At 38.4% G+C, this 22,541-nt stretch carries 19 protein-coding genes; 4 read left to right on the top strand and 15 right to left on the bottom strand.

The annotated features are described in order from the left end of the window. Positions 1-104: 104 nt before the first annotated feature. Positions 105-941, bottom strand: coding sequence for a hypothetical protein (locus tag PLANO_RS07355; protein WP_038703823.1), 837 nt, complete (start codon positions 939-941; stop codon positions 105-107). 233 nt (positions 942-1,174) lie between these two features. Then, positions 1,175-2,083, bottom strand: a complete 909-nt coding sequence (locus PLANO_RS07350; RefSeq protein WP_038703822.1) for a LysR family transcriptional regulator — start codon at positions 2,081-2,083, stop codon at positions 1,175-1,177. 100 nt (positions 2,084-2,183) lie between these two features. On the opposite strand from PLANO_RS07350, the gene PLANO_RS07345 reads away from it, so the two are divergent. After that, positions 2,184-3,209, top strand: coding sequence for a YeiH family protein (locus PLANO_RS07345; protein WP_038703821.1), 1,026 nt, complete (start codon positions 2,184-2,186; stop codon positions 3,207-3,209). A gap of 54 nt (positions 3,210-3,263) precedes the next feature. Here PLANO_RS07345 and PLANO_RS07340 read toward each other — a convergent pair whose 3' ends face one another. Further along, positions 3,264-3,815: a GNAT family N-acetyltransferase gene (locus tag PLANO_RS07340; protein WP_038703820.1), complete on the bottom strand. Its 552-nt coding sequence runs from the start codon at positions 3,813-3,815 to the stop codon at positions 3,264-3,266. A gap of 37 nt (positions 3,816-3,852) precedes the next feature. Continuing rightward, a complete protein-coding gene (locus PLANO_RS07335) occupies positions 3,853-4,734 on the bottom strand; it encodes a DMT family transporter (RefSeq protein WP_038703819.1) in 882 nt (293 codons plus the stop codon). A gap of 247 nt (positions 4,735-4,981) precedes the next feature. Between PLANO_RS07335 and PLANO_RS07330 the strand changes: the two genes are divergently transcribed. Next, on the top strand, positions 4,982-5,428 hold the full coding sequence (locus PLANO_RS07330; protein WP_038703817.1) for a DUF305 domain-containing protein: 447 nt from the start codon (positions 4,982-4,984) through the stop codon (positions 5,426-5,428). 52 nt (positions 5,429-5,480) lie between these two features. Here the strand turns inward: PLANO_RS07330 and PLANO_RS07325 are convergent, their stop codons facing one another. The 8 genes from PLANO_RS07325 to PLANO_RS07290 all read right to left on the bottom strand — a co-directional run bounded on the left by PLANO_RS07325 (position 5,481) and on the right by PLANO_RS07290 (position 17,713). After that, the gene (locus PLANO_RS07325) at positions 5,481-5,909 is read right to left on the bottom strand and encodes an NUDIX hydrolase (protein ID WP_038703816.1); all 429 of its coding nucleotides are present in this window, start codon (positions 5,907-5,909) and stop codon (positions 5,481-5,483) included. A gap of 189 nt (positions 5,910-6,098) precedes the next feature. Then, complete coding sequence (locus PLANO_RS07320; protein ID WP_038703815.1) at positions 6,099-8,147, bottom strand: GAF domain-containing sensor histidine kinase; 2,049 nt, start codon at positions 8,145-8,147, stop codon at positions 6,099-6,101. Between the two features lie 222 nt (positions 8,148-8,369). Further along, positions 8,370-10,316 carry a fructose-bisphosphatase class III gene (locus PLANO_RS07315; RefSeq protein WP_038703813.1) on the bottom strand — a complete coding sequence of 649 codons (1,947 nt, stop codon included), beginning with the start codon at positions 10,314-10,316 and terminating at the stop codon, positions 8,370-8,372. 233 nt (positions 10,317-10,549) lie between these two features. Then, complete coding sequence (locus PLANO_RS07310) at positions 10,550-11,116, bottom strand: DNA-3-methyladenine glycosylase I (protein ID WP_038703811.1); 567 nt, start codon at positions 11,114-11,116, stop codon at positions 10,550-10,552. 116 nt (positions 11,117-11,232) lie between these two features. Further along, complete coding sequence (gene ilvA, locus PLANO_RS07305; protein ID WP_038703810.1) at positions 11,233-12,522, bottom strand: threonine ammonia-lyase IlvA; 1,290 nt, start codon at positions 12,520-12,522, stop codon at positions 11,233-11,235. Between the two features lie 265 nt (positions 12,523-12,787). Beyond that, positions 12,788-15,214 carry a DNA topoisomerase IV subunit A gene (gene parC / locus PLANO_RS07300; protein WP_038703809.1) on the bottom strand — a complete coding sequence of 809 codons (2,427 nt, stop codon included), beginning with the start codon at positions 15,212-15,214 and terminating at the stop codon, positions 12,788-12,790. Further along, entirely contained in the window at positions 15,211-17,181 is a 1,971-nt protein-coding gene (parE, locus tag PLANO_RS07295; RefSeq protein ID WP_038703808.1) for a DNA topoisomerase IV subunit B, read from the bottom strand. The genes parC and parE overlap by 4 nt, the downstream gene beginning before the upstream one ends. A 118-nt stretch (positions 17,182-17,299) precedes the next feature. Next, complete coding sequence (locus PLANO_RS07290) at positions 17,300-17,713, bottom strand: CoA-binding protein (protein ID WP_038705406.1); 414 nt, start codon at positions 17,711-17,713, stop codon at positions 17,300-17,302. A 128-nt stretch (positions 17,714-17,841) separates the two neighbouring features. On the opposite strand from PLANO_RS07290, the gene plsY reads away from it, so the two are divergent. Next, positions 17,842-18,435 carry a glycerol-3-phosphate 1-O-acyltransferase PlsY gene (gene plsY / locus PLANO_RS07285; protein WP_038703807.1) on the top strand — a complete coding sequence of 198 codons (594 nt, stop codon included), beginning with the start codon at positions 17,842-17,844 and terminating at the stop codon, positions 18,433-18,435. 20 nt (positions 18,436-18,455) lie between these two features. Then, on the top strand, positions 18,456-18,746 hold the full coding sequence (locus PLANO_RS07280; RefSeq protein ID WP_038703806.1) for a HesB/YadR/YfhF family protein: 291 nt from the start codon (positions 18,456-18,458) through the stop codon (positions 18,744-18,746). A gap of 221 nt (positions 18,747-18,967) precedes the next feature. On the opposite strand, the gene PLANO_RS07275 is transcribed toward PLANO_RS07280, so the two are convergent. From PLANO_RS07275 to acnA, 3 genes are all read right to left on the bottom strand, one after another. After that, complete coding sequence (locus PLANO_RS07275) at positions 18,968-19,267, bottom strand: hypothetical protein (protein ID WP_038703804.1); 300 nt, start codon at positions 19,265-19,267, stop codon at positions 18,968-18,970. Then, a complete protein-coding gene (locus PLANO_RS07270; protein ID WP_038703803.1) occupies positions 19,251-19,691 on the bottom strand; it encodes an acyl-CoA thioesterase in 441 nt (146 codons plus the stop codon). Before PLANO_RS07270 ends, PLANO_RS07275 begins: the two co-directional genes overlap by 17 nt. A 115-nt stretch (positions 19,692-19,806) precedes the next feature. After that, positions 19,807-22,521 carry an aconitate hydratase AcnA gene (acnA, locus tag PLANO_RS07265; protein WP_038703801.1) on the bottom strand — a complete coding sequence of 905 codons (2,715 nt, stop codon included), beginning with the start codon at positions 22,519-22,521 and terminating at the stop codon, positions 19,807-19,809. Positions 22,522-22,541 lie beyond the last annotated feature (20 nt).

Here is a 22,541-nt window from a genome sequence, read left to right as displayed (position 1 = left end):
CAATCTCCCCCTTTGTACAAGCAGCAAAATAAACCCACTCTTTCTATCTGCGAATATAACTTAACTGCACATAAGTTACATTCAAATCTAAGCAAACTGCAGTCTCAAATATATTGATATTCATCCCCATTCATTACTTGATAAAGTACGATCTCCTGATTGAGTGAAATGGAGATAAAGTGGTTAGTTTCTGATGGATCTAGCCCTCTTAGGGCTCCTTGGACGGTTCCCAAAAGCAATGGTTTCTGTGTGCCAATTTTCAACTGATACATTTTCTGATTGGAATTGTAAGGATCAAAAAAGTAAGCGTACTTTCCTCTGATACATAGTGCGTGGGCGCCATGCAGCAATTCAGGAACCGGATATGTGCGACTCGTTCGCTCTTTTGACTTTATTTCAACCAGAGGAAAATCAGTATAAGGAAAAATCCAGACAGACGTTCCTCTCCCTTTGCAAAGAGCATAACAGTCAGCTATTGTATTGGGATTCAATAAATCGGAATGGTATCGTAAGAGGATGTTGCCGGTCATATCGAAAAGTACGAGTCCCTCGGTAGAGATCCCGTTACCGAAAATCCCTTCGTCAAAATAACTAATCCAGATTCCTTCTTTCCCAACGACTATCTCTTCGAACGCCTCTCCTCCCTTGAAGGAATAGAGAAGTTTTCCAGACGAGTCGACAATGAATATATTCCTTTTGTCACTTTCATAGGTAGCTGTCAAAAAACGATTGTCATCAATCCAACGAATCTTCGTTAGTTTGCATGATGTAAAGCTCACTGCTATTTCTACACCATTCAATTGAACAACGGTTTTCTTATGTCTACGAAGAATTACTGCTAACCCGTACTTGTCTCTCCAGTCTGCATCAACGATTTCTACTGACTTTTCTAGCAGGGAGGAAGCTGTATAAATGACCTCTTTGGTTAATGTCTGACTCAAAATAACTCCTCCTGATTTCACACCGAATAGTTCTTTTTCTTTATTTCCTTAATATACCAATGGAAAGATGTAAAAGCTAGCTAATTTTACAGAGAAAACCGTTCGTAAAAGTACACCTTTACGAACACTATAGAATCAGCATAAAACCCCAAAAAGAACGTTCGTAAATGTATCATTTCATTTTACGAACGTTCACCATTGTCTTGAAACCTTTACGAACTAACCAGCAGCATTTATTGTTCAGCTTTAAAATCATTTACAATTTTATGATCTTTTAATAGATTAAGAAACGCAGACAGTGCTTTTGTTTGAAATGGCGAGCGTGTTACGATCGAAAAATCTCGTGTGTATGGTAGCTCTTTGACGTTTAGTACTTTAATATCTCCGTACTTTAATTCTTTTTGAATCGCCCACTCTGATAGCAAACTAATACCCATTCCTGCTTCAACCATCGCTTTGATTGGCTGCGTGCTACTAAAGTGCATAATGGATTTAGGCGATAGAGAAAACTTCTGGAAGACTGCTTCAGCTGCTTCTCGTGTGCCAGATCCTTGCTCTCTCAATATCCAAGTTTCGTCAGTGAGTTCATAAATTGAGATAGAACCTATAAGGTTTGCCAACGGGTGATTGGCTGGTACGACGATGACCATACGATCTTTCGCAAAGGGTTCTGTTTTCAGTTCCTTTACGTCTTTAAAATGACCTTCGACGATTCCTATGTCTAATTGATGGTTTAGTACCAGTGCAGCAATCGTAGTGGTGTTACCAATCGTGACGGTTGGTTTGATACCTGGATATTGTTCTTTAGCTTCAGCAATAATCGTTGGCAATAAGTATTCGCCAAATGTATAACTTGCGCCCACTGCTATAGATCCACTTGCCTTGTTGGTCAAATCATCGAGTAAGTGACTCATTTTTGCGTATAATTCTTTGATTTCAAGTGCATGATGGAAAACAATATCGCCTGCTTTATTCACACGCACGTACTTATTTGTTCGCTCTAATAATTTCACACCTGTCGAGTCCTCTAACGATCGAATATATTGGCTAACAGCAGGCTGTGTCATATGTAACTCTTCTGCTGCTTTAGAAAAATTTTTCTTTTCAACTACTTTTATAAATACTTCTAATCGTTGATCCATTTTCCAGAGCACCTCACATTCGTTTTTACTTATTATTTACATTCTATATATTTATTTTACTAATGAACACTCTTTTTCTATGCTTGTAGCAGGAGGTTATATGATGTCTGCTTTTAACAATAAACTGAACAAACCGACTTCGCCCAAAACGGCACTGCTCGGTGGTATACTGTTTACATTTCTACTGGCATTCTTGGGCTATTTGTTAGCACAAGTACCAGGTTTCGATCAAATTGGCCAACTGGCATGCGCAATAATTATCGCTGTGTTTTACAGACAGCTTTTTGGCTATCCAACTGCCATTCGTTCTGGTATTACGTTTTCGTCAAAACGCTTACTGCGTGTCGCAATTATTTTATATGGATTAAAACTAAACATTAATACCGTGTTGAGTGATGGTCTTTGGCTCTTAGTGCGCGATGTAGGCGTTATCGCATTTGCAATTTTAGTAACTGTATGCCTCGCAAAACGCTTTAAAGCCGATCAGACCATTTCTTTACTTCTTGGAGTTGGAACTGGCGTATGTGGTGCAGCAGCAATTGCTGCTATTGCACCGATTATTAAAGCAAAAGATGAAGATACTGCGATTGGTGTCGGCATCATTGCATTAATGGGAACAATTTTCGCCATTTCTTATACGATTATCCGCCCATTCTTACCTCTTGATGACATTGAATATGGCATGTGGGTTGGCATTAGTTTGCACGAAATCGCTCACGTTGCATTAGCCGGTGCTCCTGCTGGAGAAGATGGGCTCGCAATGGCTTTGCTTGGAAAACTGGGCCGTGTCTTTTTACTAGTTCCACTTTGCTTTATTTTTATTTTCATGATGAAACGGAAAGACAAAGACCAAGAAACTGCTGCTAAAGTCGAATTCCCTTGGTTCCTGCTCGGATTTATCGTCCTAAGTATTTTGGGAAGCTATGTACTGGGTCCTATCGTTCCATTCTCAGAAGCATTACGCGACCTTGTTTCGACTACAACTACATGGTTGTTAACAGCTGCAATGGTTGGGCTTGGCTTGAATGTCAGCTTACGTGACTTACGAGAACGTGCTCTCTTGCCACTTGCTGCAATGTCCATCACATCTATTTTGTTATCAGTTTTAACGTATTTTATAGTTTGATATACTTCTTTAAACAAAAAAAGAATTAGCCAATTGGCTAGTTCTTTTTTTGTTTTATTCGTGCTCCCATTCCTCTCGCAACATCCCCATTTTAATCGCATCAAAAAACTGTCCATTTACGATACGTGCCTTTCGAATACGCGCTTCTTCTGTCATTCCGAGCCGTTTCGCTACGGTCATCATTCGTTTATTGCCTGACCAAGTTGACATGCCAAGTCGGTGCAAATTGGTATTTGTAAACAAAAAGTCGATCCACAGTTGGTAAGCTTCAGAGCCGTAGCCACCATTCCAATAATCCGTGTCATAAATAACAACGCCCGTTTCTAACCATTTTGTGTTTTTGTCCACCCAATAAGCTCCGACGTAACCAATCGCTTTGCCAGCTACGGTAATTATGAGCGATGCGGGTACACCGTTCGAAATATCTATTTCCTCTATCCATTGCTTGCGATGTTGGTCTTTACTTAACCATGCTTCTGAAATATATGGTCCATTCCATTTTTTCGCTTCTTGTTGAGAATCTTCAAACCGCCAGTAATAAAGCTCTTCTAACAACTCTTTAGTACTGTTTATAAGATTAACCTTTGTCCCTGATAGTGCTATCAATTTCGTGCCTCCTTTCTTTCCGACTAATTTAGATGAGCTATATTGTCACTTTCACAGGCACTCGTTTTTCTGGCCAGTTGACTAAGAAAATTCCAGAAAAAATTAAACTGCCCCCGAATAATAACGGCAACCCAATCGACTCTCCTAAAACAAGCCAGCCAGATACAATGCCAAAAAAAGGTGCTAAAAATAAAAAGGCACTGACTTTGCCAGAATCCCCTTTTTGCAACAAATAAAACCAAATTGTAAACTGAACGATCGAAGCAGGAATCGACAACCACAATAAAATTGCCACCGATGTTGTATTTATGACAATATAGGCATTTTCTAAAAACATCGATCCGAATAATAAAATGAGACCACCAAACAACATTTGATAAGCAGTCAACACCCACATATCTATTGGGCCACCCCATTTTTTAATGAGCAATGTGCCGACAGCCCAAAATACTGCACTTAAAAATCCAAGCAATGTGCCGATTTGTAGATCCAAGTGGCTTCCCATAGTCACAAAAACACCCGCAAATCCCACTAAGACACCTATCCATTGAACAATTCGATAACGCATGCCGAGTGCCAATGTGCCAATCAGTACCACTAGTAAAGGATTCATAAATGTTAAAATTGCGGATTCACCGGATGTAATGGTGCGCAAGCTTAGAAAAATAGCTCCCATCACTCCTGCGGTTTGTACTGCTCCAATTAGAATGATTTTTCCCCAAGTCGCTAAATTTTCAGGATGTTTTCTTTTAAATATTAAGACAAAGAAAATCATTATACTACCAGCAATCGTAAATCGTATACCTGCCAATAATAGAGGCGATATGTAATTCAAGCCTATTTTCGCTACTACAAAAGATGACCCCATCAATCCCGTAGTTAAAACGACCAATAAAGAAAAAATTATTTTTTCTTTCAATTTATCACTCTCCTCTGTCACCTAATACACTAGTTACAGCCTATTAAAAGTAATTGTCTTCATTATATAATCATAACATTTTTATTATTTCATTTATTCAGATTCATGTTTAAATGATTTCTGTGTGAAAAAGTTGATCTCTAGCATATTTGTGCAGTTTTTGTGGAGTTTATTCAAAAAATATCAAGGTATATAAATAATAAGCTTAGCTCTTGAGCAACCTAATTCTAAAGGAGGAGATTTATTCATGAATGCTTATGTGAAGTTCGGTGTCATGATCGTGACTTCAGCTTTTATTATGTATTGGTTAACTTTTTTAAATACATTTCAATTAGATCACATTTTTTATAGTGAAACACGCGTCTATATGGCATTGATTATGGGATCCACTATGGCGATTGTTATGCTGCTCTTCATGTGGCCAATGTACAAAAACAAAAAAGCCAATACATTTATTCTTACGATAAGTGCTGTTGTATTTGCGCTGTCTTTATGGCTAGTACGCAGTCAAACTTTAATCGAAGATGTTAAGTGGATGGAAGCCATGATTCCTCACCATTCGATTGCAATTTTGACGAGTGAGCGGGCCACTTTTTCAGACCCCCGCGTTCAAGAATTGGCAGACTCAATTATAGAAGCGCAGCGAAAAGAAATTGCTGAAATGAAAAAGTTAATCAAAGACCTTAAAGACTAGAAATAACAAGTAAATACCAAGAGCAAAATTTTAGCTCTTGGTATTTATCTGTTTAAAAATCAATACAAAATGGCTGCTTGCGTTCATCGAGACAATACTCGATTCTTTCCTTGAAGTTTCTCCATGTCACCATTTCCAGTGCTGTGGCAATCGGATAAAATCCGACTACTAAACTTTCGGTCGAGGTTGTGAACGTGCCTCCGATTGGTTTCGCTAAAAATAACGTACTGCAAATAGAGTGTTCCACATTTTGAAAAACACCACAAAACTTCTGAATTTCAATATCAATTCCTGTTTCTTCTTTCACTTCGCGAATTGCTGCCTCTATTAGGGACTCCCCTTCTTCTACTTGGCCACCGGGCATCTCCCATCCCCGTCGAGGTCCTTTTATGAGTAATAACTCTCCTTGATCATTTAATACGATTGCTGCTGCAGATAATATATGTTTGGGAGTTACGATATCGGCACTTAGTTTAGTCAATATACTTTTCTCCTTTCGGTTCTTGCCTTTATCCTATTATAATAGACTGATAAAGAATGGACAGACTTTTTAGTAAATACTAGAAGTTCACACAGGTGAGCATTTTACTTTTCAAAAAAGACGACAGACAAATTCTATTTGTCTATCGTCTTCTAGTTTCGGCATAGATTATTTAATTTCAATTATTTTTTATAATGGGAATCTGAATGAGAAGATGGTTCCTTCAATCCCTGACTGCACGTCAATTTTTGCTTTATGCCGAGCAGCAATCGCATAAGAAACACCAAGTCCAAGACCTGTTCCGTTATCTTTGGTGGTATAAAAAGGAGTGCCGATTTTCTTTAACACTTCTTCACTCATCCCTTCGCCTTCATCCTCTATTTCAAGAACAATCATATTTCCATTTTCTAAATACGTACGAATAGACAACATTTCCCCTGGTTGCATCGCTTCTAATCCATTTCGACAAATATTAATAAGCAATTGACGGATTTCATTTCGATTTAGTAGCAAGTCAGGTAAATCCATTGTTTCAATTTCGATAAACTTATTTTGACTGAACGTATCAATTTTTAGCAAGGGAGCAATATCGGTAAGGATTGCGTTTAAATTTTGCATTTTCAAATCTGATGACCTCGTATTACCTACCGATAAAAATTCTGAAATAATGGAGTTTGCTCGGTCCAATTCTTCTATCATAAGATTAAAATAAGAATTATAGCTTTCTAACCCTTCATTATCTGTAAGCAATTGTAAAAAACCGCGAACGGTAGTCATTGGATTTCGAATTTCGTGACTGATTCCTGCAGCCATTTGTCCAATAAGTTCTAAATTTGAAAGTCGCTTTAGCTCATTTTCATAAATTTTCAAATCGGTTGTGTTTTTACACATGCAACAAATACCTTCATCAAAGGGATAGGCGACAATATCATAACTATAGCCATCTTCAACAGAAGAAATTTCAAAACGAGAAGGCACTCTTTTTAGCATTGCTCTAGAAAACTCTTCGTACATAACTGCATTAAATCGTTCGGGAAAAACAGACCATACTTTTTCACCTAGTACATTCTCAGCTGTCCGCCCTTCTGGCAGAGGTTGGTGGTTATTAATATAGATAAATTCCCAGTTTTCATTTAATGCAAAAAAACCATCCGTAATGCTTTCGATAACACTTGTTACTTTTTCGTTCGCATTAGCCAATTCAAGCGTACGATCTCGAACGCGATGCTCAAGTTGGTCCATATAAGTCAAATTTGAAATTGTAATTGCCGTAGCATTAATAATGGATTGTGCTAAATTAATTTGCGATTTTTCGTAAGACTGCACCTTATTCAATGAACAAGCGATCGCGATAATCCCTATAACTTCTCCTTTGGAAAGAAAGGGAATGAGAATTAATCGGCAATTTCCTTCATTAGGTACATAACGTATATTTTTTTTAGTGATTATTTCTTTGACAACTGTTTCTGAATTTGTATTTGACTGAAAGTCATCAATAATTCTTTCCCACTCTGGTTTTGTCCATTCTGATTCTATGTTCATTTGTTGAAAATCAACTTTGCTTGTAAACATAGGATTTCTTAAAAAAACGGCGATATTTTTACAGCTTATGACATTCTCTATATAACGAAAACACGTTTTTAAGCTTTCGTTCACAGTCGAACAATTAGCAAGCTCATTGTTTGCATCGAGCAGCATTTGTTTTTCAGCAAGAAGTTGTTCTTTTTGTTTAAGATTAGCGGCATTTTGAATGGCCACTGCAGCCATATTGACATAAGCTTCAACACTTTGAATTTGTAGTTCGGTTAACTCCATTTTCTTTCCATTATCGAATAAGAATACCAGACCGTATAAATGTTGCTCGTAGGTAATTGGAAGACCTAAAAGAGATTTGACATTAAACGCAGCAACTGCTCCAGGATGTGGTCGTGTATCTACTGAAGTATCTGGAATATAAATCACTCTTTTTGTAGTGGCAATTTCATTTGCTAAGAGATCTTTATCAAAATCTATTCTTTGAGAAGACAAGGCGTTACTATCAATAGCTTCAGGTTTTCCTGCTACAGCTCGAAAAACGCCTTCGCTATCGGGAAGATAGATCCCAATAGAATCACACTGAACAATTTCTTCAGAGATAGCTGTTGCGACATGTTGTAGCATGTCTGCTAATTCCAGCTTGGTGTTAATGATTCTCGTTATTTCTGCCAGTCTTGAATATCTTACTTGTTCTATAAACATGGTTATTCGCTCCGCTCTTCATCTATGTTAATTATTGTTTATCAATGTCTAGTTAAAGTTAGCTATTCTATACAGTATATTATTATCCAGGTTTATCTTAAAGAGTTTTGTACTAATTATTTTTTCCTTCCCATTCCTTTTTAACTACCGGTATTTTTAATTGCTTTTAAAACACAAAAAAGAAGAGGTATATAGATATACATCTTCTTTTCCATTCTTCTACTATTTTCTAACCGACTTCATATAACGATATTCTCTCAAACTATTTAAATTATAAATTTCCTGCAAGAGAGATTCGCCAATATTGGTTTCTTTTACTTTTTTGCGTTCAACTTCTTCATCAACCAATCGTTTCACGGACAATACATCTGTCCCATTTTGCAAAACTTCTTCTTTCGAATTAAACAATTGGTGAGCGACTAGTTGCATACCGTAAGAATTATAAAGCAACGTATATCCGGCAATCCCTGTAGTTGACTGATAGGCTTTTGAGAACCCACCATCGATTACGAGCATTTTACCATTAGCCTTGATTGGATTCTCACCGTCCCGCTCTTTAACAGGCGTATGACCATTTATGATCCGACCATGATCAGGATTCATATCAAATTCAGTGAGGATTTTCCGACAAATTTCTTCGTCTTCACGTAAATAATAATAAGGGTTTTTACGCTCTTTATGTGTTTCTTTATCGTTAATAAAATAACGCTCAAATGTTGTCATTTCGCGTTTACCAAACAACGATGAATATTCACCTGTCCATAAATACCAAACCATATCTGTCGCAAAATCATCTGTTTCTTCTGGATGCGCAAATGAAGTACGTAAATATCGTTCAAACACATCGAGTAGCTCACGACCTGCGTATGATTTTCCTTCGATCTCCATTTTCTCCATATTGCCATCTTCATCTAGTGGAATGCACCCATGGATAAGTAAGTTGCCGTTGTATTTCAAATACAAACTGCCTTTTTTAATCAAGAAATTCATGTGCCTTGCGAGCTTTTCGGAATGTTGAACCGAAAACAACAATTTATCGATAACTTGTTGTTCTTCTTCTAACAATTCATCTGGTTGCTCAGGATTAATGGTCGCAAAACACGTATTTTCTAAGGGATAAGTCTTGCCATGTATTGTTGCTTCATTTTTTTCATAATCAACTTTTTCAAGCAATAACCGATCTCTCATGTCAAAGCATGGACGTCTTTTGATTATGGGGCTTTCGAGCTTAAACTGGATAATCGAAATTGCCTGATGAATTTTAGTAATTTGCAGCTGCTCTTGCTCTGTCATTTTTTCATCTGAAATTCTTTTCGGTCGAAAAGCTGGATTGTCATCATAGTATTTTTCAGCCAAGTTTAATAACGGCCGTAAGTTAATGCCATATACATCTTCAATAATATCCAAGTTATTATAGCGTGCACAAATACGCAAAATATTAGCTAAGCATACTTTTGAACCAGCAAAGGCTCCTATCCATAGAGCATCGTGGTTCCCCCATTGAACATCAACTGAATGGTAATCGATAAGCGTGTCCACGATCTTATGCGGATCTGGTCCTCTGTCATAAATATCTCCTACTACATGTACATGATCGACAACTAACCGCTGAGTGGTATACGCTAACCCAACGATCAATTTGTCCGCTTGTCCTAAAGATATAATTTGTGCAACCATTTTTGCGTAATACTCTTTTTTGTTTTTAAATTCATCTGTTTTATACAAGAGTTCTTCGATAATATAAACAAATTGATCGGGTAACGCTCTTCTCAATTTTGAACGTGTGTATTTAGAAGAAGCGTACGCAATCAGTTTTAACAGCCGCTCAATTACCTCTATGTACCATTCATGCAGCTCTGCTTTGCTGTTAAACTGACTTTTAGTCATGAGTAGCTTCTCTTCTGGATAATAAACTAGCGTCGCAAATTCGTTCAACTCTTCTTCACTTAATTCATTTTTAAATAAATCCTTAATTTTAACTTTTACGTTTCCAGATCCATTACGTAATACGTGCTGAAACGCCTGAAACTCTCCGTGCAAATCACTGACAAAATGTTCCGTTCCTTTAGGTAGATCCAATATGGACTCAAGGTTAATGATTTCAGTAGCGACTTTTTCTTCACAATCGTAGTTTTGCGCTAATAAATCTAAGTATTTTAAGTTAACCATTTTGTCTCCTCCTTATAGTTTCATGTCTAATGTTTATTGTATTTAGTCGAATCAAAAAGACTATTCTTATCTCTTAGTTTACCTTAGTCACAGCATAAGCTCTAGCAAGAAAAACAACTCTATTTAAAACCTAACCCTTTCAAGCAACTTATAATCTTTTACCTTCTTTACCTGTATTCTGCATTTATCTGGAAATCCCTTGTGCATGTAAAATTTTCTGTACAACTCGAGTTTTACTTGTCGCTTGAAGAACGGCTAATACAATTTTCAATGTGGTCATTTACCATACCAATTGCTTGCATGAACGAGTAAGTTGTTACAGGCCCTACAAATTTAAATCCTCTTTTTTTCAACTCTTTGCTGAGCTGAACGGATATAGCAGATTGAGCTGGTATTTGAGCATCGCTCAGCCAGATATTGTCGATCACCTGGTCATTTGAAAAGCTCCACAAAAAATTAGCAAAGCTTCCCCATTCTTTTTGGATCCGAATAACTGCTTGTGCATTAGATCGAACAGATTTCAATTTCGCACTGTGTTTGATAACCCCGAAATGTTCTTTGATAAAGGCTAAGTCTTCTTCTGACAATTGCGCGCAATACTGTATGTCAAAATGCTGAAAAGCTTCTTGGTAAGCTTGGCGTTTGGACAACACAATATTCCACGACAAACCAGCTTGTGCACCCTCTAAGTTGAGCATTTCGAAAATGTATCGATCGTCTCGACTTGGTATGCACCATTCCTCGTCATGATAACTTTGCATTAGCGCATTACTTTGAGCCCATAAACACCTTTTCTCCATGTAAATCACTCCATTTTCTTCATTGTCTTAACTATATCATTTTAACTATTTGATATTCTCCACTATATAAAAAAAGGACGATCCACTCTTTTGAGTAGATCGTCCTTTCCATGTCCTTAAATCAATAAATTAAACAATAGAGAATCGTTATTAATGTCTTTATACGGAAAACCACTTTCGGTCATGCGTTTAACAAGTGGCTCATAGTCTTCTGGACTTTTCAGTTCAATACCGACGAGTACAGGTCCTTCGTCGCGATTTGTGCGCTTGGTGTATTCAAAATGAGTAATGTCATCTGTTTCACCAAGTACTTGTCCCATAAACTTACGAAGCGCACCAGCACGTTGCGGGAAAGTAACGATAAAATAATGCTTGAGTCCTTCATAGATCAAGGACTTCTCTTTAATTTCTTGCATTCGTTCAATATCGTTATTGCCTCCGCTAATTACGCAAACAATGTTTTTCCCTTTAATTTCATCTTTATAAAAATCTAAAGCAGCTACCGATAAGGCGCCAGCTGGTTCAGCAACAATTGCATTTTCGTTATAAAGTTGCAAAATCGTTGTACAAACCTTGCCCTCGGGAACTAGTGCAATATCATCTAAAACATCTGTACAAATCGCCATCGTCAAATCCCCAACTTGCTTGACTGCTGCACCGTCTACAAACGTATCTATTGTGTTTAAACGCGTTACCTTGCCATTTGCCAATGAGGTTTTCATGCTTGCAGCTCCTGCTGGTTCCACACCCACCAACTTTGTTCTGGGACTGATTCCTTTTAAATAAGATCCGACGCCAGCAGTTAAACCGCCACCACCAATTGCGCAAAACATATAGTCGACAGGTTCTTGCATATCATTTAACACTTCGACTGCGACAGTTCCTTGTCCAGCAATGACACGCGTATCGTTGAATGGATGAACAAATACCTTTTCTTCGGATGTACAATATTCCATCGCCGCTGCGAATGAATCGTCAAACGTATCTCCTACTAAGACCACCGATACTTGATCGCCGCCGAAACGTTTAACTTGAGATACTTTTTGACGAGGTGTTGTTAAAGGCATAAATATTTTTCCTTCGATGCCAAGAGCAAAACATGAATACGCTACCCCTTGCGCATGATTACCAGCACTAGCACAGACAACGCCTTTATCCCGTTCTACTGCATTCAAGCTACGGATGAAATTATATGCTCCTCGCAGTTTAAAAGATCGGACAACTTGTAAGTCTTCTCTTTTTAAATAGACATTGCATTCGTAACGTGCTGAGAGCAGTTCATTTTTTTGCAAAGGTGTCTTGATGACAACGTCTTTGAGCGCCTGGTTGGCTACCATAATTTCTTCTACCGATACCTTCGTTACTATTTCTTTTCTGTCGAGCTCTTTGATGTTGCTCTTAGTCATAGTTGTCACCCTCTTATTTTTATTTATCTCACTACTCTAACACATAAAAGTATATAATTGTCGAGAAGATTTTGACAATTAGAAGAAAGTTTGGAGAGTATTAATACCCCAGTAACCAATGATTGTATTGATTTAAATGCACTATTCAAACCTATACAACTTTATAATGAATGAATATTTTCCGGTTAATCATTCAGTGAATATTAACATTTGCTGAATAAAAAATAAACCGCTCTCCCGTAAACAGAAGAGCGGTTTATTCATTTTATTCTTTTTTATTCAAAAGATAAGCTTCTACTACTTGTCCATCTGTTGATTCATCCGCTATGAATGAACCGTTTGAATAACGATCTACATTCTTTAATGAATTTGCTATTAATGGAATATGAACACCTTTAGCTGTTTCTAAAATCATTTCTTCTTTTCCAGTTGCTCCTATTACGGATACTACACGGTGAGGATTTGATTTTAACTCACGAAGCATAACTACGCCACGCTTCGCACGTCCACCACTTTCAAATTCATCAAGCTTCATTTTTTTAGCTGCACCCCGGTGAGTAATGAGCACTAATTCTTGTTTAACTTGTGGGTTGATTAAGATAGCTGAAACAGCTTCATCATCGCCTTTTAAGTTTACACCTTTCACGCCACCTGTTCGGAGTCCAGTAAGTGGAACTTCTTCAAGTGGGAAGCGTACACCATAAGCTTGTTTTGTACCTATGAATAGCTCAGTTTCAGTCGTCACCAATCCCGCGTAAATCATAGCGTCTCCAGATTTCAATTTCATTGTTTTCACAGTACGTGAATAACGTTGAATTTGATAATCTTTTAGTGCAGACCGTTTGACTTGCCCTAATTTAGAAACAGTCAAAATACTAGCATCTGCATCAAAGTTTTCAAAAGGATAAACAGCAAGTACTGATTCGTTTGCATCTAATTGAATAATACTTGATAAATGCTGTCCGAGGTCTTTCCATTTAATATCAGGCAATTCATTGATCGGCTGGAAAACGAAATTTCCTGCAGTAGTAAAGATCAAAATGGTATGTTGCGTATTCAAATTGCCTTCGAATAATAAATGATCGGTATCTTTCATGGCAAAGTCTTTGCCATTTGAAGCAGCATATGATCTTGTGCTTGTTCGTTTTACATATCCCTCTTTAGTTACAGTCACAACTACTTCTTCACTTGGAATCATGATTTCGCGTGTAATCGTAATTTCTTCTATTTTTTCTTCAATAACCGATCGACGCGGTTCTGCAAATTGTTTGCGGATGTTGGCCAATTCTTTTTTAATGACATTTTTTAACTTCGTTGAGCTGGTTAAAATTCCCGTTAGTTCAGCTATCGTCTTTTTAAGATTTTCTTCTTCTTTTTGCAAATCGGTAATATCTGTGTTGGTCAATCGATACAGTTGTAAAGAAACAATTGCTTCAGCTTGTGCTTCTGAAAAATCAAATTCAGAGATTAAGTTATTTTTCGCATCACGTTTATCAGTAGACGAACGGATGGTTTTAATAACTTTATCAAGAATCGATAATGCTTTCATCAAGCCTTCAACAATGTGCATGCGATCACTAGCTTTTTGCAAATCAAATTCAGAGCGTTTTGTAATTACTTCTTTTTGGTGTTCGATATAGGCATCCAACATTGTTTGCAAGGTCATCATTGTCGGACGACGCTTGTAAATTGCCACCATATTAAAGTTATAGCTAACTTGTAAATCGGTATTTTTATACAAATAGCTTAAAATTCCTTGAGCTTGCACATCTTTTTTCAATTCAATAACAATGCGTAACCCTGTTCGATCCGACTCATCTCGTACTTCAGAAATACCTTCAAGCTTACGGTCAAAGCGGTGATCATCTATTTTTTTTATCATATTGGCTTTGTTGACTTCAAAAGGTATTTCTGTAATGACGATTTGTTCTTTTCCGCCTTTTAATGGCTCGATCTCGGCTTTCGAGCGCACGATAATCTTGCCTTTTCCGGTTTCATACGCTTTTTTGATACCATCTACACCTTGAATAATGCCACCTGTTGGGAAATCTGGCCCTTTAATGACGGTCATCAACTCAGCAACTGTCGCTTGTGGGTTATCCATACGCATTAAAACAGCATCAAGAACTTCATGAAGCGCATGTGGCGGAATATCTGTGGCGTAACCGGCAGAAATACCGGTTGATCCGTTTACTAAAAGGTTTGGAAAACGTGCAGGTAAAACAGTTGGTTCCATATCCGAATCATCAAAGTTTGGGATAAAATCCACTGTCCGTTTATCTATGTCACGTAACAATTCTGAAGAAATCGCAGAAAGGCGTGCTTCCGTATAACGCATCGCAGCAGGCGAGTCCCCATCCATCGAACCGTTATTCCCATGCATTTCAACAAGCATATGTCGGATTTTCCAATCTTGACTCAATCGAACCATTGCTTCATAAACAGAGCTATCTCCGTGTGGATGATAGTTACCGATTACGTTACCAACAGTTTTGGCTGATTTACGAAACGCCTTATCATTGGTATTGCCTTCATGGTACATCGCATATAAAATTCGGCGCTGAACAGGTTTTAATCCGTCACGAGCATCTGGAAGTGCCCGGTCTTGGATAATGTATTTACTGTAACGGCCAAATCGATCGCCAATTACTTCTTCTAATGGCAAATCTTGAAATCTTTCGGCTTGTGTCATACCAGTTCCTCCTCAGCGTGAATCAAATCATTTTCAAGAATATTACTATCTTCTTCAAGTCCAAAATCGACATTGTTTTCAATCCAACGACGACGTGGTTCTACTTTGTCGCCCATTAATGTTGTGATGCCACGTTCTGCGCGTGCACTATCTTCAATCGTAACACGGATTAATGTGCGAGTTTCTGGGTTCATCGTTGTTTCCCATAACTGATCTGCGTTCATCTCTCCTAAACCCTTGTAGCGCTGGAGTGTATAGCCTTTTCCAACTTTTTTAATCGAGGCATCCAGGTCAGATTCTGTCCAAGCGTAATCGATAACTTCTTTTTTACCAACGCCTCTAGACACTTTATACAGTGGAGGAAGCGCGATAAAAATTTTCCCAGCCTCAATCAATGGCTTCATATAACGGAAAAAGAACGTTAAGAGCAGCACCTGAATATGCGCCCCATCAGTATCGGCATCGGTCATGATAATAATTTTGTTATAGGCAATGTCATCGATCGAAAAGTCAGAAGAAACCCCACCACCAATAGCATGGATAATCGTTGAGATCTCTTCATTTTTCATAATTTCTTCGAGTTTTGCTTTTTCAGTGTTAACAACTTTACCACGCAGTGGCAAAATTGCTTGGAATGTTCTGTCGCGTCCTTGTTTTGCAGAACCGCCGGCAGAGTCACCCTCTACTAGGTATAGCTCGTTTTTCTTCGCATTACGAGATTGCGCAGGTGTCAATTTACCAGACAATAAAGCATCTGATTTTTTGCGTTTTTTACCGTTTCGTGCATCTTCTCTAGCTTTACGTGCAGCTAAACGAGCTTGTGCTGCACGAATGGCTTTTCGAACTAACGAAGCACTTAAATCTGCATTTTCTTCTAAAAAGTACATTAATTTTTGAGAAACAACTGAATCTACGATACTACGTGCTTCACTTGTTCCTAATTTACTTTTTGTCTGTCCTTCAAACTGCAGTAAAGCTTCAGGAATACGTACTGATATAATCGCTGCTAATCCTTCACGAATATCAGAGCCTTCTAAGTTTTTATCTTTGTCTTTTAGCAAGTTAATTTTTCGAGCGTAATCATTGAAAACGCGTGTCATGGCTGCTTTTGCACCGGTTTCATGTGTTCCACCATCACGTGTACGAACATTGTTTACAAACGATAAAATGGTCTCAGAATACCCATCATTAAACTGGAAGGAAAATTCGATTTCCATCTCATCTTGTTGCCCTTCGATATAGGCAACTGGATGAAGCACATCTTTTTCTTCGTTCAAGTAAGAAACAAAAGCTTCAATCCCTGTTTCGTAATGAAAAACATCTTTCGCTTCTGTTCGTTGATCAAAGAGCTCAATTTTTAATCCTTTTAACAAGAATGCAGATTCGCGCAACCGTTCAGAAAGGGTTTCATAATTGTATTTTGCAACAGAAAAAATAGACTCATCAGGTAAAAAATGAATCATCGTACCTGTTTCTTTTGTCGAACCAATTTCTTCTAAGGTAGTAACCGGTTTCCCACCATTTTCAAAGCGTTGACGGTACTTTTTGCCATCGCGATAAATAGTCACTTCTAAAAAACTGGACAAAGCATTAACTACTGATGCGCCCACACCGTGAAGCCCACCACTTGTTTTATAGCCGCCTTGACCAAATTTTCCTCCAGCATGAAGCACTGTTAATATAACTTCTGGTGTAGGTTTCCCACTGCGGTGCATCCCTGTAGGCATACCTCGACCAAAATCTCGAACACTGATGCTGTTATCTTCGTGGATTGTTACAGAAATTTTATCTCCGTGTCCTGCAAGCGCTTCATCGACCGAGTTATCGACAATTTCATAGACTAGATGGTGAAGTCCACGAGTGTCTGTCGAACCAATATACATACCCGGACGTTTTCTAACGGCATCTAAGCCTTCGAGTACTTGAATTGCTTCTTCGTTGTATGCCGTATTTTGAATTTTAGCCATTTAATTCCCTCCAACAAACGTTTGTTCGCGTTTCTCTCTATCTTAATCGTATGCTATTTCTAGACCATCTGTCAAACTTCATAGAAAAAGAGCGCTAAGCGCCCTTTAGCGGTACTGCCTATTTCAGAATGGCGTATTCTACTTTGATGCAACGATCCATGATGACTGTATACCCTGCATCAGTCAACCGCTTAAATACGTTTTCATCTACTACATTTAATTGTGTCCAAAACACTGGACAGTCAATTTTTATAAATTCATTTGCAATGTCTTCTAGAAATTCACTGCGCCGAAAAACGTTAACGATATCTACTTTTTCTGTTATATCACTCAATCGTCCATAACTTTTCTCACCTAATACCGTATCGGCTAACGGATTTACCGGAATGATCCGATAGCCTGCACGTTGCATAGCCTCTGATACGATATAAGATGTTCGGCTAGGGTTTGGACTAAGCCCGACCACCGCTATTGTTTTTGCATGATCAAGTACGTTTTTAATTTCGTTTCGACTAGGATTTTCCAAAATGATCACCTGTCCTTTTATTCTATCATACACGATTTTGCTCTGTCTGTTGAATAATCTGTCGACTATTGTTTAAAGAACTTCAGTCATGGTAAACTAATACTACAAAATAAGGTTGTGTAAAGGAGTTCATCATGACTATACTGCTTCCCCTACTACTAGCTTACTTACTTGGCTCGATTCCTTCTGCCTTATGGGTTGGAAAACTATTCTACAAAACTGATATTCGTACACAAGGAAGTGGCAATTTAGGAGCTACCAACACGTTCCGTACGCTCGGAAAAAAAGCCGGGATCGTGGTAACTATACTGGATATTCTTAAAGGAACAGCTGCTACATCAATCCCGCTTTTTATGGCTACCGATATCCATCCATTAGTATTCGGAGTGTTGGCAGTAATCGGACATATTTTTCCGATATTTGCAAAGTTTAAAGGTGGTAAAGCAGTTGCTACTTCTGGCGGTATCTTAATTGCTTATCAATGGCCATTGTTTATTATGGCAGTAGCCGTGTTTTTAATTGCATTAAAAATCACAAAAATGGTATCATTAGCATCAATTATTTTAGCTCTCGTATTCATCATTTATATTACTATTTACGCCATTTTTTCTGCAGATTATTTGTTTATGGCGGTGATTTATCTATTGGCGCTATTCATTATTTTCCGTCACCGCGGCAATATTGCCCGAATACGAGCAGGCACTGAACCAAAAATCAGCTGGATGTAACCAGTGGAAGGACGTGTAATATGCAAATTAACATTAGCAATGACGCTCTCGATTGGTTTAAGAAAGAAATGGAGGTAGCATCTGGAGAAGCAGTACGCTTTTTCGTCCGTTATGGCGGTTCAAGCAAGCTGCAGCCCGGTTTTTCACTCGGTGTTACTAAAGATCAGCCAAATGAAATTGCGGCTAAAGTAGAGCAAGATAATGTAACCTACTTTGTTGAACAACGCGATGCTTGGTATTTTGACGGTCACAATCTTGATGTCAGTGTTAACGATGACTTACACGAACTTGATTATTCATACACAAAATAAAATATGAATAAGTTACGTCAGACTATAGCTAAACTTGATTAAATCGAGTTAGCTATAGTCTTTTTTGTTTAAAAACATTGTAATGCCTTGTGTTTTTAGTTTCTTTTAAAGTAGTATTTTCTATGTAGTAACTGTGATGTATTGATACATAAAAAATATGTTGGAATCAATCGATTCCAACATATTTTTGGCTACACACTGAAAATGAATAACTCATACTCTTATTTTTCCAGTTTATTCAATTGTTCTAAATAGCCTTCATGTTGCAAAATTGTGCGCTGACGTTCACCAAACAAATCGAAATGCGGATAATTACCACGTAAATCCATCCATTCACGCTGCAATCCATACTGCTTGCCCCAATTTTCAAGCTTATCTAAGTCACAGCACCCTACTTTTGTGACCGTATTACAACCAGGAAAGCGGTCGTCTACCCAATAATGCGTTAAAAAGGAGATGTCGCCGCTATCGACACCTTTTTTCCAACGTTCGAGTTCATCTCTTTTAATTCCGAACGCCATCAGGCACCTGCTTTTTAATTTCTTCGTATTTTTTATGCCATTCGGGGAAGACTTTTTGGATGGATACTGGCCGAAAAGATTCTTTCTTTACAACAACATGCTCGGATAAAGCAGTCGCGGCAATTGTTCCATCTTCATGAACAATTTCATAGCCGTATTTTGTCCGCAAACGACCGTGTTCTTCTACCCAGGTCCGAACAAACGCTTTTTGACCGTAACGAAGAGCAGCTTTGTATTGAATGGAAATATCCAGTACGGGTGAGATATAGCCATCTTTCTCCATCCCCGCATAGGTGAACCCTATATCTTCAATCAATTTTGTCCGTCCGATTTCTAGCCATATGATGTAATTGGCGTGATATACAACGCCCATTTGATCTGTTTCTGCATAACGAATTTCAATTTCTTTTTCACTGATGTACATATTTCTTCACCTCATAACTAGTATACAAGAAAACACTTTTTGAATGTATGGCATCTGTTTCGTGAAATTATAAAAAAGGCTGCTGGGTTTCCCCAACAGCCTTTTGATGTCGATCTTATACTTCTAGTAATTTGTTACGTAGCACCATCTGTAAGATACCGCCGTGACGGAAGTAATCTACTTCTACTTCAGAATCAAAACGAGCTAGTACTTGGAACTCAGTAACTTTACCGTCTTCAGCAGTAGCTGTCACAGTTAAAACGTCGCGTGGTTTCACGTCATCAGTTAAGTTAACGCTAATTGTTTCGCGTCCAGTCAACCCTAGAGAATCTGCACTTTCACCATTAACGAATTGTAATGGTAAAACACCCATCATCACTAAGTTAGAGCGGTGAATACGCTCATAGCTTTCTGCGATAACTGTTTTAATGCCTAAAAGGAATGTTCCTTTAGCTGCCCAGTCACGAGAAGAGCCCATGCCGTAGTCTTTACCAGTCAAGACTACAAGTCCAGTGCCTTGTTCCTGATACTTCATAGCTGCATCGTAAATCGCCATAGTTTCGCCCGTTGGCCAGTAAGTTGTGTACCCACCAGTTGTATCTGGTGCTACTTGGTTACGGATACGAATGTTAGCGAATGTTCCGCGCATCATAACTTCATGGTTACCACGACGAGATCCGTAAGAGTTAAAGTTACGAGGCTCAACGCCGTTTTCACGAAGATATAGGCCTGCTGGTGTATCTTTACCAATCGCACCTGCTGGAGAGATGTGGTCAGTCGTGATAGAATCTGCGAATTTTGCAACTACACGAAGGTCAGATAACGCTTGGATTGGTGCTGGCTCTTTAGAAAGACCTTCAAAGAATGGCGGGTTCTGGATATAAGTTGATGTCGAATCAAACTCATACAAAGAATCGTCATTTGTTTCAATTGCATTCCATGCTTCGTTCTCGTTAAATACGTGCTCGTATTCTTTACGGAACAATTCAGGAGTAACAGTATCTTTAACTGTTTTCTTGATTTCTTCAGTTGTTGGCCAGATGTCTTTGAAGAAGACATCTTTACCTTCTTTGTCTTTACCGATAGGATCTACTGCAAAGTCGATATCCACAGTACCAGCAAGTGCATAAGCAACAACTAGCATTGGAGATGCCAAGTAGTTTGCTTTAACTAGAGGGTGAATACGTCCTTCAAAGTTACGGTTACCAGACAAGACAGACGATACTAGTAAATCGTTATCAAGAATTGCTTCTTCGATTTCTGGAAGCAATGGTCCTGAGTTACCGATACATGTCGTACAGCCATATCCTACTAAGTTAAAGCCGATTTGGTTCATGTAATCCAATAAACCAGAATCGTTCAAGTAACCAGTAACAACTTTAGATCCTGGCGCTAATGAAGTTTTCACGTATGCAGGTGGAGTTAAACCTTTTTCTACTGCTTTTTTCGCTACTAATCCAGCACCAAGCATTACGTATGGGTTAGAAGTGTTTGTACAAGATGTGATCGCTGCAATTGCTAATGCACCAGTCTTCATCTCAACAGATCTACCGTCTTTAAAGTTAACCGTTGCTGTTTTAGCAATTTCTGCTTCATCAAGCGCAAAACCATGTGGTCCTTCTTCGCCTGTTACAGCTTTGTTAAACTCAGTTTTCATCTGAGATAAAGGAATCAAATCTTGTGGACGTTTAGGTCCTGCAAGGTTTGGTTCGATTTCAGAAAGATCAATTTCCACTAAGTCTGTGTAGATTGGATCTTCGTTATCTACAGTAAAGAACATGTCATTTGCTTGTAAGTATTTTTTCGTTACAGCAATTTGCTCTTCGTCACGTGCAGTTAAACGCATGTAATCAAGTGCTTCTTCATCAACTGGGAAGAAACCGCAAGTAGCGCCGTATTCTGGAGCCATATTGGCAATCGTTGCGCGGTCAGCAAGTGGCAATGTGGTAACGCCAGGGCCGAAGAACTCAACAAATTTACCAACTACGCCTTTTTTACGTAATGTTTGAGTAACTTTTAATGCCAAATCGGTAGCAGTTGCACCATTTGGAAGTTCACCCGTCATTTTTACGCCAATAACTTCTGGAATTGGGAAGTATGAAGGTTGTCCAAGCATTCCTGCTTCAGCTTCAATACCACCAACGCCCCATCCAAGAACACCGATTCCGTTGATCATTGTAGTATGAGAATCTGTACCAAACAATGTATCAGGGAAAGTTTCGAATGTGCCGTCTGAGTTTTCTACAGCATGAACAACGTTTGCCAAGTATTCAAGGTTTACTTGGTGTACGATACCAGTTGCTGGTGGAACTGCACGGTAGTTGTCGTATGCTTTTTGAGCCCAGCTAAGGAACTGGTAACGTTCAGCGTTGCGCTCAAATTCAAGCTCCATGTTGATGCGAAGTGCATCTTGTGTACCATAGTTATCAACTTGTACCGAGTGATCAATTACAAGATCAACTGGAATTTCAGGATTGATTTTGTCCGGGTCTCCACCCATTTCAGCCATAGCTGAACGAAGTGCAGCTAAATCTACTACTACTGGTACTCCTGTGAAATCTTGCAAGATAACGCGTGAAGGTTTAAATGGAACTTCTGCTTCTTTGTTAGCATCTTTGCCCCATTTTGCTAATTCTTCAACGTGCTCGTCTTTGATGACATATCCGTCATGCTGACGCAATACAGATTCCAATAGAACTTTAATCGAATAAGGTAGGCGTGATACTTTAGCGATACCTGCTTCTTCTAATGCAGCTAAACGATAATAGTTATACGTTTTGTCATTTAGCTCAAAAGAAGTGCGGCTGTTGTGCAAACTGCTCTTTGCCATTTTTTAGTTCCTCCTTTAAA

It is taken from the genome of Planococcus sp. PAMC 21323 (genome assembly GCF_000785555.1).
Taxonomy (GTDB): Bacteria; Bacillota; Bacilli; order Bacillales_A; family Planococcaceae; genus Planococcus.
The sequence above is the reverse complement of the archived record's forward strand: the minus strand, read 5'-3'. Positions and strand labels throughout refer to the sequence as shown.

What these genes read in the sequence shown, in the direction of transcription:
- PLANO_RS07350 (WP_038703822.1), bottom strand. Translation starts at nt 2,083, where the DNA reads ATGGATCAACGATTAGAAGTATTTATAAAAGTAGTTGAAAAGAAAAAT.
- PLANO_RS07345 (WP_038703821.1), top strand. Translation starts at nt 2,184, where the DNA reads ATGATGTCTGCTTTTAACAATAAACTGAACAAACCGACTTCGCCCAAA.
- PLANO_RS07330 (WP_038703817.1), top strand. Translation starts at nt 4,982, where the DNA reads ATGAATGCTTATGTGAAGTTCGGTGTCATGATCGTGACTTCAGCTTTT.
- PLANO_RS07320 (WP_038703815.1), bottom strand. Translation starts at nt 8,147, where the DNA reads ATGTTTATAGAACAAGTAAGATATTCAAGACTGGCAGAAATAACGAGA.
- PLANO_RS07315 (WP_038703813.1), bottom strand. Translation starts at nt 10,316, where the DNA reads ATGGTTAACTTAAAATACTTAGATTTATTAGCGCAAAACTACGATTGT.
- PLANO_RS07310 (WP_038703811.1), bottom strand. Translation starts at nt 11,116, where the DNA reads ATGGAGAAAAGGTGTTTATGGGCTCAAAGTAATGCGCTAATGCAAAGT.
- ilvA (WP_038703810.1), bottom strand. Translation starts at nt 12,522, where the DNA reads ATGACTAAGAGCAACATCAAAGAGCTCGACAGAAAAGAAATAGTAACG.
- parC (WP_038703809.1), bottom strand. Translation starts at nt 15,214, where the DNA reads ATGACACAAGCCGAAAGATTTCAAGATTTGCCATTAGAAGAAGTAATT.
- parE (WP_038703808.1), bottom strand. Translation starts at nt 17,181, where the DNA reads ATGGCTAAAATTCAAAATACGGCATACAACGAAGAAGCAATTCAAGTA.
- plsY (WP_038703807.1), top strand. Translation starts at nt 17,842, where the DNA reads ATGACTATACTGCTTCCCCTACTACTAGCTTACTTACTTGGCTCGATT.
- PLANO_RS07280 (WP_038703806.1), top strand. Translation starts at nt 18,456, where the DNA reads ATGCAAATTAACATTAGCAATGACGCTCTCGATTGGTTTAAGAAAGAA.
- PLANO_RS07275 (WP_038703804.1), bottom strand. Translation starts at nt 19,267, where the DNA reads ATGGCGTTCGGAATTAAAAGAGATGAACTCGAACGTTGGAAAAAAGGT.
- PLANO_RS07270 (WP_038703803.1), bottom strand. Translation starts at nt 19,691, where the DNA reads ATGTACATCAGTGAAAAAGAAATTGAAATTCGTTATGCAGAAACAGAT.
- acnA (WP_038703801.1), bottom strand. Translation starts at nt 22,521, where the DNA reads ATGGCAAAGAGCAGTTTGCACAACAGCCGCACTTCTTTTGAGCTAAAT.